Raw genomic sequence first — 13,261 nt, forward strand, 5'->3', positions numbered from 1 at the left:
GCGGGGCAGTGGAAGCTTCACGCTGCGGTCGATTCGTCCCTGGGCGGATGAGCGTGAGTATAAGCGGGGTGGTGCGATGGCTGGTGAACCAAGAGCCAAGAGCGACCCCACCCCAGCCCTCCCCTGCGAGCAGGGGAGGGAGTACGGCACGGCGGCGTGGGAGTACCGGCTTCTACTCCACCCCCTGCTAGCGGGGGGTGGTCGGGAGGGGTAAAGCTCTTCGCTCACGCCAAGCGAAGGACTCGCCATGCATATCAAATGGATCCGCGCCCGCCGGCTCCGCAACGACAGCACCGACGCCGAGCGCCGCTTGTGGCGTTTTCTTCGGCGGCAGCAATTGGGCGGCCACAAATTCCGCCGGCAATATCCGCTGGCCGGTTACATCGCGGATTTCGTCTGCGTGCCGGTGCGGCTGGTGGTCGAGCTGGATGGCGGACAACACCTCGACGCACTGGCGTACGACCAGTGGCGCACCGAAGCCTTGCAGCGTGAGGGTTATCGCGTGCTGCGCTTCTGGGACGACGATGTGCTGTTACGCACGCAGGATGTGGTGGCGGAGATTTTTCGGGTGCCGGAGGAAAGGTCAAAAGCCTGACCCCGCCCCAACCCTCCCCTACTTCGCAGGGGAGGGAGAAAAGCTACCCGGCCCGCCTGGTGCACTCCCTAGGGGAGGACACCGCCGCTCTGCTCCTCCCCCTGCGAAGTAGGGGGAGGTTGGGAGGGGGTCAGGCTTTGCGGTAAAGCAGATCCCACACCCCATGCCCGAGCTTCAACCCGCGCCGTTCGAAGTGCGTCTCGATGCGCCATGCGGGCTTCTCGGCGTATTCGCCAGGGCCGGTGGCGTTGCGCCACGTGGGCGCGGCTTCCATCACCTCGAGCATGTGCTCGGCGTAGGGCTGCCAGTCGGTGGCCAGGTGCAGCAGGCCGTCGGGGGCCATGCGCGAGGCGAGCAGGGCGACGAACCCGGGCTGGATGATGCGGCGCTTGTTGTGGCGCTTCTTGTGCCACGGATCGGGGAACCAGATGCGCGCCTCGGCCAGGCTGCCGGCGGCGATTTCGTGTTCCAGCACCTCGACCGCGTCATGCTTGTACAGCCGCACGTTGCTGGCGTCGCGCGCGGCCAGGGCGTTCATCAGCCGGCCCACGCCGGGGCCGTGCACCTCGACGCCGATGAAGTCGCGCGCCAGGTCGTGCTCGCTGGCCCAGGCCAGCGCCTCGCCGTTGCCGAAGCCGATCTCCAGCACCAGTGGCGCGGTACGGCCGAAGTTCGTATCGAAGTCGCGCGAAGCGCCCTGGTAGTCGATGCCGTAGCGCGACCACAGTGTGTCGAACGCGCGCTGCTGCGCCGGCGTCATGCGCCCCTCGCGCAGCACGAAACTGCGGATGCGGCGCAGGTGTTCGGGAGCGTCGTGGCGGGGCGTGTCGGTCATGCGGGTCCGAAGAAAAGGGGCTGTCGCTGCAAGCGGGGTGAGGCGCAGCGCCGTCAGCCGATGGTGCCATCGATCGGGCTGGAGGCGGAGGCGTAGCGCTTGCGCGGGATGCGCCCGGCCTTGAACGCAGCGCGGCCGGCCTGGATCGCCAGCTTCATCGCATGCGCCATCAGCACCGGGTCGCGCGCACCGGCGATCGCGGTGTTCATCAGCACGCCGTCGCAGCCCAGCTCCATCGCGATCGCCGCATCGGAGGCGGTACCCACGCCGGCGTCGACGATGATCGGCACCTTCGCGTTCTCGATGATCTCCAGCAGGTTGTAGCGGTTCTGGATGCCCAGGCCCGAGCCGATCGGCGCGGCCAGCGGCATCACCGCGACGCAGCCGATCTCTTCCAGACGCCTGGCGAGGATCGGGTCGTCGCTGGTATAGACCATCACCTCGAAGCCGTCGGCGACGAGTGCCTCCGCGGCTTTCAGCGTCTCCACCACATCGGGGAACAGCGTTTTCTGGTCGCCGAGCACTTCCAGCTTCACCAGCCGATGGCCGTCCAGCAGCTCGCGCGCCAACTTGCACGTGCGCACCGCGTCGGCCGCGTTGTAGCAGCCGGCGGTGTTCGGCAGCAGGGTGAATTCGCCTGGCGGCAGCGCGTCGATCAGGCTGGGCGCGGAAGGATCCTGGCCGATGTTCACGCGGCGGATCGCCACCGTGACGATCTCCGCGCCGGCCGCCAGCGAGGCGGCGCGCGTCTCGTCGAAGTCGCGGTACTTGCCGGTGCCGGTCAGCAGGCGCGAGCCGTAGCTTTTCCCGGCGATGATCAGCGGGTCGGTCGGGGCGGTGGTCTTGAGGTTCATGGGAGACTCTGGAGTGCGCAAAGCGGCGTGGACTCAGCCGCCGCCGATGGCATGGACGATTTCCAGCCGGTCGCCGTCCGCCAGCAACTGGCTGTCGTGCCGGCTGCGCGGCACGATTTCCTGGTTCAGTTCCACCGCCACGCGGCGACCGGCGTAGCCGGCCTGTTCCAGCAGCCGGGCGATGGTGGTGGCGGCGTCGCAGTCGCGCGGCTGGCCGTTGAGAATGATCTGCATGCGGACATTGTAGCGGCTGGCGTCGCGAGCTACCGACGGGAGCCTCGAAAGCCCCGGACGCCGCTTTCCGCCGGTCACCGGAACGACGGCGCCATCGGGCGGGGCGCGTGCGCCTCGCCCGAACGGGGCGGTTTCAGTCCTGCTGGCGGTCCTGGTTGTCGCGTGGCGCGGGTTTGCGCGGCGGCTGCCGCGGTTCCCCGCGCGGCGGCTGCGGCGCCTGCTGGACGCGCGGCGGCGGGTTGAAGCGCGGCGGTGGCGGCTGATAGGACGGCTGCGGACGCGGTGGCTGCATCATTTCGCGCGGCGGTGCGGCTGCAGTCGGCGGCGCTTGTTCGTGAACATAGCCGCGAGGCATCGGTTCCTGGCGCTGGAAGCGCGGTGCCGGTTCGGGGCGCTGGAAACGCGGCTCATCCGCGGCGCGCGCCGGCATGGTGTCGCGTTGCATCGCGCGGTTCGCCGGTTCGTAGCGCGGGGTGCGTTCAGCCGCCGCTGGCACCGACTCGCGGTCGGCCGGAGTGGCGCGCCGGATCTGCGGCACCGGCGGAAGCGCGGTGCGGGCGGCGGACGGCGGGCCGGCCCGGTCCGCGGGCGCGATGTAGCTGACGCCGGGCCGCGGATGATCGGCGATATCGCGGCCGCGCGGATGGGCGAAGCGCGCGGAGCGCAGTTCGGCACCCTCGCGCGGCGCGGACGGGTTGCCCTGCGCTGCGGCCGGGGTGATCCGGTTGACCGCGGGGAGCGTCGTGCCAGGAGCCTGCGGCTGCCGGAACCCGTTGCCGTCGCGTCCGACGAGTGCCGGGCGCGACCCACGGTCGGCATTGCCGCGCGCGTCCAGCATGCGCACATTCGGGTGGGAGGCCTCGTCGCGCGTGGCGGCGGCCGACTGGGCAATCCGGCCGCGGGCGACGGCTTCCGGCGTCACGCCCGGTGGCGCATGGCGCGCCACTACCGTCCGCTCGAAACCGCCGGTCGGCAGGTCGCGCACGTGGGCGCTGCGCGGTGGCATCGCGCTGCCGGCTACCGGCGGCGACCGGTTGGCGCCGCGCACCAGCACCGGGGCGTCGGCCAGCTTGCGCGGGTCGACACGGATCCGGTCGCGCTGCACGCGGCTGCCGTCGGCGAAGGCATGGCCCGGCACGGCGGTGAAACCGCGTGGCGCCATGCGGTTGGCATAGGCGGCTTCGCGCAACGGGCGGCCGGCGCGGTAATTGTTGTACTGGTTGTCGATGTTGTTGATGACGGTGGTGCGGTTGATGGTGGTGTTGTTCACGTAGATGTTGGTGACGTTGACGCGCGTGTAGTAGCTGCGGTCGCAGCGGTACCAGGGGTTGTAGACCTCGCCCGGGCCGAGCGGGAACCAGCCGACTGGCGCGCTGCCGATGCCTATCGACCAGCTGCCGCCGCCGACGAAGGCGACCAGCGCCGGCGCGTATATCGGGCGCACGTCGACCGGGCCCGGGATCCAGCCCCAGCCGCCGCCCACGTAGGCCCAGCGTCCGTAGTGGTAGGGCGCGAAGCCCCACGGCGCATCGTCCACCCAGGTCCAGCCCCACGGCGCGATGTACGCCCAATGGCCGGTGCGGTACGGGGCCCAGTCGGAATCGACCTGGCTCGGGAACCACACCGCGCCGTATTCGCTGGTGTCCCGCCAGCTGCCGTACTGGTCGAGATCCTGATAGCCCACCACGTCTTCCGATACGTAGCGGCGGCTTTCCGACCGCGCGTAGCGCCGTTCGCGCCCGTTGACCCAGTCGTCGAACGCGTCGCCGCCATCGATGTCGGTGATCGTCACTGTCGCCAGGCTGGCGTCGGTGAAGCGGTAGCTGCGACCGGGGTTGATCGTGCGCTGGGCGTTGTTCTCGCCGAATACGGTCGCGTCGCCGTCGAATGCGGTGACCTGGGTGCCGCCGTCGCGGTCGTCGACGTCGACGCGGAAGGTGCCGGGCCGGTCGACTACCAGCGCCACCGTCGGTGTATCGATCTCGTAGCTCTGGCCGTCGCCCAGCCGGCGGACGGTGAGATTGAGCGTGCCGCGGGTGAGTTCGAGCTGGGCCAGCTTGTCATCGAGGTCGAGCAGGCCGACGTCGGTGCGGTCGTCGATGCGCAGCGTGCCGCCGCCGAATTCCAGTTCGGCACGGGCATCCCTTGCGCTGGACAGCTTGTCGCCGGTGGTCAGCGGACGGTTGATGTTGGCGTCGCTCCAGTCCCTCGCACCGGCCGGCAGGAGCCCGAGGTCGCCGGCAATGTATGACAGCCGCGCCACCCGGCTGGGCGGATCGACACCGTCGCCCGGGCGCGATTGCGCCTGAACCAGACCCGCCGCCGCGCACAGCAGCACGATCGCCAGCGCTCGCCAGTGACGGCGCCACGAAGCAGACAACTCGGCAGACCTGGGCATGGATGTTCTCCTCACAAGCAAAGGCGGGTGCGGCACGGGGTTCCGTCCGACACACCTGCCTCAACGTCCATTGGAGTACAGGTGATGACCGCATGGGAGCCCTGCGCCCGCTGCCGTTCAGCACGCGTTGGCCCGACGGGCGCCGCAAGAAGGAGCGGGTACGCGCTTTCCAACCGTGCGAATCCCGGGTTACCATCCGCCCGCCAAGGCGGGTGTAGCTCAATGGTAGAGCTGTAGCTTCCCAAGCTACTGACGAGGGTTCGATTCCCTTCACCCGCTCCACTCCCCGATCCCCGAGCGACTCCCCGAACCGACATGGCGGATCTGATCACACTCGGCTGGCGGGAGCGGCTGGCGTTGCCGCAGCTGGGCATCGGCGTGCTCAAGGCCAAGCTCGATACCGGCGCGCGCAGCAGTTCGCTGCATGTGGATACCCTGGAAACCTTCCTGCGCGACGGCGCGACCTGGCTGCGTTTCACCATCCATGCCGGCCGCCGCCAGCCGCTGGAGATCCGCTGCGAGGCACCTGCGCTCGACCGCCGCGCGGTGACCGACACGGGCGGCCGGCGCACCGAGCGCTGGTTCATCCGCAGCGAAGTGCAGCTGGCCGGACAGCGGTTCGGCGTCGACATCAACCTGACCGATCGCCGGCATATGCTGTTTCCGATGCTGCTGGGCCGCAGCGCGCTGAGCGGGCGCTTTGCAGTGGATCCGGCGTGCTCCTACACACAGCCACGGCCGCCCCGGGTGGCCACGGACCTTTCCGCATGAAGATTGCGATCCTGTCGCGCAATACCCGTCTCTATTCGACCAAGCGGCTGGTCGAGGCCGCCCGCGTGCGCGGCCACGTGGTGCGCGTGCTCGACCCGCTGCGCTGCTACGTGCGCATCGCGCCCGGTGCCTCGTCGATCCGCTACAAGGGCCGTGAGGTGCGCGACATCGACGCGGTGATCCCGCGTATCGGCACCACCAGCACGTTCTACGGCACCGCCGTGCTGCGCCAGCTGGAGATGATGGGCGTGTATACGCCGAACCCGTCCGACGCGGTGCTGCGCGCGCGCGACAAGCTGCGCTGCCTGCAGATCCTGGCTGCGCAGGGCATCGACATGCCGGTGACCGTGTTCGGCGACAACCCGGACGATGCCGACGACGTGCTGGCCCTGCTCGGCGATCCGCCTCACGTGATCAAGCTCAACGAAGGCAGCCAGGGCACCGGCGTGGTGCTGGCCGAGAAACACGCCGCGTCGCAGAGCGTGATCGAGGCGTTCCGCGGCCTGTACGCGAATTTCCTGGTGCAGGAGTTCGTGGCCGAGGCGAAGGGCAGCGACCTGCGCTGTTTCGTGGTCGGCAAGAAGGTGGTGGCGGCGATGCAGCGCGACGCTACCCCAGGCGAATTCCGCGCGAACCTCCACCGCGGCGGCACTGCGATGGCGGCCACGCTCAGCGTCGAGGAGAAACGCATCGCCGTGCGCGCGGCCGGCGCGCTGGGGCTGGGCATCGCCGGGGTCGATCTGCTGCGCTCCAACCGCGGCCCGCTGCTGCTGGAAGTGAACGCCTCGCCAGGCCTGGAAGGCATCGAGGCCGCCACCGGCGTGGATGTGGCCGGCGCCATCGTGGACCTGCTGCAGGCGACCATCATGGGCGCCCGTTCCGAGGGACGCTTGCGCCGGGACGAACTACGAAAGTCATAGTACGAAAATTTTCGTTGATACGGCAGGCAAATGGCGGGATCGACGCGAAAGCGGCTGGTCATATCTGTCGTGGATCGTGATGGGATGGCAGACACAGGCCGAAGCTGGACCGAGTGGTCGGCGCCATCCCGGATGCTGGCTACCGCCGGTGCAGCGGCAAGTCCGCGATGCTGCGGGACGTTTAACGGCCAGGTGAGAACGGGTTAACTGCACTGTAACCATCCACCCCCTATAAAGTTCACACTGTTTTTTGCCCGGCACGCGATCCGGTGGCGGCAGACGATGGTATCGGGGTAGTAGTTCGGGCCCAGGCGTGGCGATGGCGAGTCGCGCGTCTGGGCTTTTTTATTGCCCGCGCGGCGCCCGTTCAGTTTCGTGGCGCGCCGGGTGCGCCGCATTCACGCAAGCTTGTTAAGCTTGCCACTCCAGCGGGCCCGTGCGCCGGCTGTGCAGGAGTGACACATGCGCGTTCTGGTGATCGAAGACAACAGCGACATCGCGACCAACATCGGCGACTATCTGGAAGATCGTGGCCACGTGGTGGATTTCGCGGGTGATGGCGTGACCGGCCTGCACCTGGCGGTGGTGCACGACTTCGACGTGATCGTGCTCGATCTCACCCTGCCCGGGATGGACGGCCTGGAGGTCGCCCGCAAGCTGCGCCATGAGGCGCACAAGCAGACGCCGATCCTGATGCTGACCGCGCGCGACGCGCTGGAGCAGAAGCTGACCGGCTTCGAGTCCGGTGCCGACGACTACATGACCAAACCGTTCGCGCTGCAGGAACTGGCGGCGCGGCTGGAAGTGCTGGCGCGCCGCGGCAAGGGTCCGCAGAGTCGCGTGCTGAAGGTGGCCGACCTCACCTTCAACCTCGACACGCTCACGGTGAACCGCGAGGGCAAGTCGATCCAGCTCAACCCGATCGGCCTGAAGCTGCTGCAGGCGCTGATGGAAGCGAGCCCGTCGGTGGTTACCCGGCAGGACCTGGAGCAGCGCGTGTGGGGCGAGGAGCTGCCGGACAGCGATTCGCTGCGCGTGCACATCCACGGCCTGCGCGCGGCGATCGACAAACCGTTCGACAAGCCGTTGATCCACACGCGGCACGGCATTGGCTATCGGATGGTCGAGCCGGATGCAGTCCAGGCGTAAGCTGCGGTTCCGCCTCATCGTCTCGTTCGCGCTGTTCGGCTTCGGCCTCAGCGCGCTGTTCGCCGTGGCCGCGTTGTACGTCCGCGCCAAGGTGGAGGAGCAGCTGGTGGCCTCGGCGCTGCAGCAGGATGCCGACAGCTACGTGCAGCAGATGCACGAGTCGCCGGGGCAGCCGTTCTATTCGAAGCTGATGACCGGCTGGGGCTGGAGCGACCGCACCCTCTACAAGGCGCCGCTGGCATGGCAGCCGCTGCCCAGCGGCGTGCACGACATCCACGAGACCGACGCGGACGGCCGCCAGCGGCATTACAAGCTGGCGGTAAGCCGGAAATACGGCCTGATCGCCTTCGTCAAGTACGACGTCAGCCGCGACGACCTCGGCAAGCGGCAGCTGCTGATCAGCGTGATCGGCGCGGTGTTCCTGTTCGGCCTGTTGTCGCTGGTGCTGGGTCTCTGGTTGTCGCGCAAGGTGCTCAAGCCGGTCAGCGAACTGGCCAGGCGCCTGCGCGATTTTCGCAAGGCCGGCAAGGCCGAACCGCTGGCGCCGCATTTCGCCGACGACGAGGTGGGTGAGCTGGCGCACGCGCTGGACGAATACTCGGCGCGGCTCACCGCGATGGTCGAGCGCGACCGCGAGTTCAACTCCGATGTCAGCCATGAGCTGCGCACGCCGCTCGCGGTGATCGCCAGCACCACCGAACTGCTGCAGGGTTCGCCCGACCTCACCGAGAAGCTCAGCGAGCGGCTGAAGCGCATCGAGCGCGCCTCGCGCCAGGCCACCGAGCTGATCGAGGCGCTGCTGCTGCTTTCACGCGCCGAGCGGCGCGGCCCCACCCGCGGCGAAACCACCGACGTTGGCAAGGTCGCCGCCGACGTGATCGAGAGCCAGCGCCCGCAGGTGCGCGGCAAGTCGCTGGAGATCGGGCTGGCGGTGAACGAGTCGGTCAGCGTCAACGCGCCGGCTTCGGTACTGTCGGTGGCGCTGACCAACCTGATCGGCAACGCCATCAAGTACACCCTCGAGGGCAGCGTGCGCGTGGTGGTGGAGAACGGCTCCATCGAGGTGATCGACACCGGCCCCGGGATCAAGCCCGAGGATGCCGAACGCCTGTTCCAGCGTGGCGTGCGCGGCGAAGGCGCTGGCGGCAGCGGCGCCGGCCTCGGCCTGGCGATCGTGCGCCGGTTGTGCGAACTGTATGGCTGGGACGTCTCGATGCGCCCGCGTGCCGACGCCAACGGCGCGATCGCCAGCATCAGGTTCGGCTGAAGCCTCCAGTTCCTCCCCCTGTGGAACAGTAGGGCGGGGACCGCCTGCCGTTTTGTCACTCAACCACCGATCGAAAAGCCGGCGGGCAGTGCCCGCCCTACGAAACTTGGCCCGAGAACGTGCGCGGAAGAGTGGAAAACGAAGGCTCTATGCTCTCGTTCCGCACTCTTCGCCCCACACGCACTTCTGCTCTCAGACCTGCTCCAGCCAGCCCCACTTGTCGTGGGTGCGGCCGTCGAACAGGCCGAAGAACAGCTCCTGCAGGCGCAGGGTGACGCGGCCGGCCTTGCCGGTGCCGACCTGCTTGCCGTCGACCGAACGGATCGGGGTGATCTCGGCGGCGGTGCCGCACATCAGCACCTCCTCGGCGAGGTAGAGGTATTCGCGCGGGATGTCGCGCTCGACCACCTCGATGCCGTCCTCGCGGGCCAGCGTCATCAGCGTGTTGCGGGTGATTCCGGTGAGCAGCGAGGCACTGGCCGGCGGGGTATGCAGCACGCCGTCGAAGACCAGGAACAGGTTCTCGCCGGCGCCTTCGCTGAGCAGGCCGGTGGAAGCCAGCGCGATGCCTTCGCCGAAGCCCAGGCGACGCGCTTCGCGCGCGATCAGCTGGCCCGAGAGATAATTGCCGCCGGCCTTGGCGCCGGCCGGGATGGTATTCGGCGCGAAGCGCTGCCAGCTCGACACGCAGGCGTCGATGCCGTTTTGCAGCGCCTCGGCGCCGAGGTACGGGCCCATCGGCCACGCGGCTACGGCCATGTCGATCGGAGTTTCGGCGGACAGGCCGAAACCGCCCAGGCCGCGCCAGGCAACCGGGCGCAGGTAGGCGGCGCCAAGGCCGTTCCTCTTGATCACCTCGCGGCAGGCCGCGGCCAGCTCATCCGCCGTGTACGGCAGCGCCATGTCGTAGATCTTGGCCGACTGGTACAGCCGGTTCAGGTGGTCGGTGAGGCGGAAGATCGCCGCGCCGTCGGGCGTGGCGTAGCTGCGGATGCCCTCGAATACTGACGAGCCGTAGTGCAGCGCATGCGACATCACATGCGTGGTCGCTTCGGCCCAGGGCTTGATGCTGCCGTTCTGCCAGATCCATTCGGGGTATTGCTGCGCCATGTCGATTCTCCAATGGTGACCGCCCATGATAACTGGTGGGCGTCGGGCCGGCGTCAATTCGCGTCGCGCAGCCACAGGCATCCGGCCTGGCGCACGATGTCGAAGCGCAGTTCGCGCGGGCCGCCGCTGCCGTCGCTGCCGGCGGTGTGCAGCACCAGCCGGTCGGCGGCCGGCGATGGCGTGGATGGCCGGTCGGTGGCGAATGGATCGCCGGCGCTGGCGGCCGGCGCCGGTTCGGCGGCGCCCGGAATGTCCACGTCCAGCAGCGGCTGTTTCATCAGCTCGGCCAGCGAGTGGATGTCCGCGATCGCCGTGCCGCGGCCGTAGCCGTTCCACAGCATCAGCCCGGCCAGGCGATTCGCGTCGCGGCTGGCGAACGCGTCGATCACGCTCTGGCGCAGTTCGTGGCGGCTGGCCGCGCACAGGATCGGTGGCGGTGCGGCGGCCGGCGTTGCCATGTCGCCGGGTTTGGCGGCGGCGGCCGGGGTGGCCTGCAGCGCCGCGCAGGGTTGATCGGTGAACACCGCGCCGCCGTTCGCGCCGATGCAGCGATGGATCGGCGCCTGCGCTGCGGCGGGTACGGTACACGCAAGCAGGATCTGGCAGGAGAGAATGGCTGACCGGCGCATCGCGCCAGCATAGCCCTCCCCTGGATCAGGAAAGTTGCTGCAGTACCGCCTGCGTCGCCCTGGCGCGGTTGAGCGTGTAGAAGTGCAGGCCGGGCGCGCCGCCGTCGAGCAGGCGCCGGCACAGCTGCGACACCACCTCGGCACCAAGCGCGCGGACCGAATCGGCGTCGTCACCGTGAGCCTGCATGCGTTTGGCGATCCAGCGCGGGATTTCGGCGCCGCACAGGTCGGAGAAGCGCTTCAGCTGGCTGTAGTTCGCGATCGGCATGATGCCCGGCACGATCGGCACGTTCACGCCGAGCTTGCGCACGTCGTCGACGAAGCGGAAATACGCGTCGGGGTTGAAGAAGTACTGGGTGATCGCGCCGTTCGCGCCGGCGTCGATCTTAGCCTTGAAATGCTGCAGGTCGCGCAGCGCGTCGTCGGCCTGCGGATGGGTTTCCGGGTATGCCGCCACCTCGATGTGGAAGTGGTCGCCGCAGTGCTCGCGGATGAAGCCCACCAGTTCGGCGGCATAACGGAAGTCGCCCGCCGTGGCCATGCCCGAGGGCATGTCGCCGCGCAGCGCCACGAGGCGCCGATAGCCCGCGGCGCGGTAGTTGTCCAGCAGTGCGGCGATCTCGGCCCGGGTGCCGCCCATGCACGAAAGATGCGGGGCCACATCAAGGCCATGCTGCGCGTGCAGGCGTGCCACCGTATCGCCGGTGTAGCTGAGCGTGGAGCCGCCGGCGCCGAAGGTGACCGAGGCATATTCCGGCTGGTGCGCCTTCAGCACCTGTGCCGCCCGGTCCAGTTGCGTGCGCTGCTCGTCGGTCTTGGGCGGGAAGAATTCGAAGCTGATCGAAGGCATCGCACGGGTTCCTGGTTGCGGTGCCGGCGAGTATATATCTTTATGTCGCGATGAAGCGATGGATAAAAGACAACCCCCGACCCCCTCCTTCGCAGGGGAGAGCAAGGCGTCGTAGGTGGGCAAAAAAAACGGGGTGCATTGCTGCACCCCGTTTTGCCTGGAGCATCGGGCGTTTACCCCCGATCCGCCGCCATCAGTAGCGGTAGTGCTCCGGCTTGTACGGGCCTTCCACCGGCACGCCGAGGTAGGCGGCCTGTTCGGCGCTGAGCGTGGTCAGCTTCACGCCGATCTTCTCCAGGTGCAGGCGCGCGACTTCCTCGTCGAGCTTCTTCGGCAGGATGTAGACCTTGGCCTCGTAGCGGTCCTTGTTCGCCCACAGGTCGATCTGTGCCAGCGTCTGGTTGGAGAACGAGTTGGACATCACGAAGCTCGGGTGGCCGGTGGCGCAGCCCAGGTTGACCAGGCGGCCCTCGGCGAGCAGGAAGATCGCGCGGCCATCCTTGAAGGTGTACTTGTCCACCTGCGGCTTGATGTTGAGCTTGGTCACGCCGGCCATCGCGTTGAGCGCGTCGACCTGGATCTCGTTGTCGAAGTGGCCGATGTTGCAGACGATGGCCTGGTCCTTCATCGACTTCAGGTGCTCCAGCGTCAGCACGTCCTTGTTGCCGGTGGTGGTGACGTAGATGTCGCCGCGGCCCAGCGTGCTCTCGACCGTGTTGACCTCGAAGCCTTCCATCGCCGCCTGCAGCGCGTTGATCGGGTCGATCTCGGTGACCACCACGCGCGCGCCGTAGGCGCGCAGCGAATGCGCGCAACCCTTGCCGACGTCGCCGTAGCCGCAGACCACCGCCACCTTGCCGGCGAGCATCACGTCCATCGCCCGCTTCAGGCCGTCGGCCAGCGACTCGCGGCAGCCATACAGGTTGTCGAACTTGCTCTTGGTGACCGAGTCGTTGACGTTGATCGCCGGCACCAGCAGCGACTTCGCCTCGGCCAGCTGGTACAGGCGGTGCACGCCGGTGGTGGTCTCCTCGGAGACACCCTTCCAGTCCCTGACCACGGTGTGCCAGTAGCCCGGACGCTCGGCATGCACACGCTTGAGCAGGTTCTTGATCACCTGCTCCTCGTGCGAGGACGCCTTCTCGTCGACCCACTTCGAACCGTTTTCCAGCTCGTAGCCCTTGTGGATCAGCAACGTGACGTCGCCACCGTCGTCGACCACCAGCTGCGGGCCGAGGAAACCGCCCTTGCCGTCGGGGAAGGACAGCGCGTCCAGCGTGCAGTCCCAGTATTCCTCCAGCGTCTCGCCCTTCCAGGCGAACACCGGCGTGCCGGTGGCGGCGATCGCGGCGGCGGCGTGGTCCTGGGTAGAGAAGATGTTGCACGAGGCCCAGCGCACGTCGGCGCCGATGTCCTTCAGCGTCTCGATCAGCACCGCGGTCTGGATCGTCATGTGCAGCGAACCGGTCACGCGCACGCCCTTCAGCGGCCGGGTGGCGGCGTATTTCTTGCGGATCGACATCAGGCCCGGCATCTCGTGCTCGGCGATGTCCAGTTCCTTGCGGCCGAAGTCGGCCAGCGCGAGGTCGCGGATCTTGTAGTCGTGGGGGTTTTCTTTGAGTGCGGCGTTCATAGGTATCTCCGGTTCT

The 13,261-nt window shown here is 68.2% G+C and carries 13 protein-coding genes and 1 tRNA gene; 6 read left to right on the forward strand and 8 right to left on the reverse strand.

Annotated features, from left to right (window positions below; all coding sequences use genetic code 11):
* Nucleotides 1–247 precede the first annotated feature (247 nt).
* Nucleotides 248–595: an endonuclease domain-containing protein gene (locus DEO45_RS11480; protein ID WP_114343654.1), complete on the forward strand. Its 348-nt coding sequence runs from the start codon at nt 248–250 to the stop codon at nt 593–595.
* 130 nt (nt 596–725) lie between these two features.
* Here DEO45_RS11480 and trmB read toward each other — a convergent pair whose 3' ends face one another.
* From trmB to DEO45_RS11500, 4 genes are all read right to left on the reverse strand, one after another.
* The gene (gene trmB / locus DEO45_RS11485) at nt 726–1,430 is read right to left on the reverse strand and encodes a tRNA (guanosine(46)-N7)-methyltransferase TrmB (protein WP_114343655.1); all 705 of its coding nucleotides are present in this window, start codon (nt 1,428–1,430) and stop codon (nt 726–728) included.
* Between the two features lie 53 nt (nt 1,431–1,483).
* On the reverse strand, nt 1,484–2,284 hold the full coding sequence (locus DEO45_RS11490; RefSeq protein WP_114343656.1) for a thiazole synthase: 801 nt from the start codon (nt 2,282–2,284) through the stop codon (nt 1,484–1,486).
* Nucleotides 2,285–2,317: 33 nt separating this feature from the next.
* Nucleotides 2,318–2,518, reverse strand: coding sequence for a sulfur carrier protein ThiS (gene thiS / locus DEO45_RS11495; RefSeq protein ID WP_114343657.1), 201 nt, complete (start codon nt 2,516–2,518; stop codon nt 2,318–2,320).
* Nucleotides 2,519–2,651: 133 nt separating this feature from the next.
* Nucleotides 2,652–4,916, reverse strand: a complete 2,265-nt coding sequence (locus DEO45_RS11500; protein WP_114343658.1) for a DUF6600 domain-containing protein — start codon at nt 4,914–4,916, stop codon at nt 2,652–2,654.
* Nucleotides 4,917–5,124: 208 nt separating this feature from the next.
* On the opposite strand from DEO45_RS11500, the gene DEO45_RS11505 reads away from it, so the two are divergent.
* From DEO45_RS11505 to DEO45_RS11525, 5 genes are all read left to right on the forward strand, one after another.
* Nucleotides 5,125–5,198, forward strand: a tRNA-Gly gene (locus tag DEO45_RS11505).
* A 33-nt stretch (nt 5,199–5,231) separates the two neighbouring features.
* Nucleotides 5,232–5,687: an ATP-dependent zinc protease family protein gene (locus DEO45_RS11510; protein WP_114343659.1), complete on the forward strand. Its 456-nt coding sequence runs from the start codon at nt 5,232–5,234 to the stop codon at nt 5,685–5,687.
* Nucleotides 5,684–6,607 (forward strand): 30S ribosomal protein S6--L-glutamate ligase, encoded by a 924-nt coding sequence (rimK, locus tag DEO45_RS11515; RefSeq protein WP_114343660.1) that lies wholly within the window; start codon nt 5,684–5,686, stop codon nt 6,605–6,607. Before DEO45_RS11510 ends, rimK begins: the two co-directional genes overlap by 4 nt.
* 462 nt (nt 6,608–7,069) lie before the next feature.
* Nucleotides 7,070–7,756: a response regulator transcription factor gene (locus tag DEO45_RS11520; RefSeq protein ID WP_068090153.1), complete on the forward strand. Its 687-nt coding sequence runs from the start codon at nt 7,070–7,072 to the stop codon at nt 7,754–7,756.
* The gene (locus tag DEO45_RS11525) at nt 7,740–9,023 is read left to right on the forward strand and encodes a sensor histidine kinase (protein ID WP_114343662.1); all 1,284 of its coding nucleotides are present in this window, start codon (nt 7,740–7,742) and stop codon (nt 9,021–9,023) included. The genes DEO45_RS11520 and DEO45_RS11525 overlap by 17 nt, the downstream gene beginning before the upstream one ends.
* 192 nt (nt 9,024–9,215) lie before the next feature.
* Here the strand turns inward: DEO45_RS11525 and DEO45_RS11530 are convergent, their stop codons facing one another.
* From DEO45_RS11530 to ahcY, 4 genes are all read right to left on the reverse strand, one after another.
* The gene (locus tag DEO45_RS11530) at nt 9,216–10,133 is read right to left on the reverse strand and encodes a branched-chain amino acid transaminase (RefSeq protein ID WP_114343664.1); all 918 of its coding nucleotides are present in this window, start codon (nt 10,131–10,133) and stop codon (nt 9,216–9,218) included.
* Between the two features lie 53 nt (nt 10,134–10,186).
* The gene (locus tag DEO45_RS11535) at nt 10,187–10,762 is read right to left on the reverse strand and encodes a DUF4124 domain-containing protein (protein ID WP_114343667.1); all 576 of its coding nucleotides are present in this window, start codon (nt 10,760–10,762) and stop codon (nt 10,187–10,189) included.
* 25 nt (nt 10,763–10,787) lie between these two features.
* Nucleotides 10,788–11,612 carry a methylenetetrahydrofolate reductase [NAD(P)H] gene (gene metF / locus DEO45_RS11540; protein ID WP_114343670.1) on the reverse strand — a complete coding sequence of 275 codons (825 nt, stop codon included), beginning with the start codon at nt 11,610–11,612 and terminating at the stop codon, nt 10,788–10,790.
* A gap of 193 nt (nt 11,613–11,805) precedes the next feature.
* Nucleotides 11,806–13,245, reverse strand: a complete 1,440-nt coding sequence (gene ahcY, locus DEO45_RS11545) for an adenosylhomocysteinase (protein WP_114343672.1) — start codon at nt 13,243–13,245, stop codon at nt 11,806–11,808.
* Nucleotides 13,246–13,261 lie beyond the last annotated feature (16 nt).

This window comes from Rhodanobacter denitrificans, assembly GCF_003335105.1.
GTDB lineage: Bacteria > Pseudomonadota > Gammaproteobacteria > Xanthomonadales > Rhodanobacteraceae > Rhodanobacter > Rhodanobacter denitrificans_A.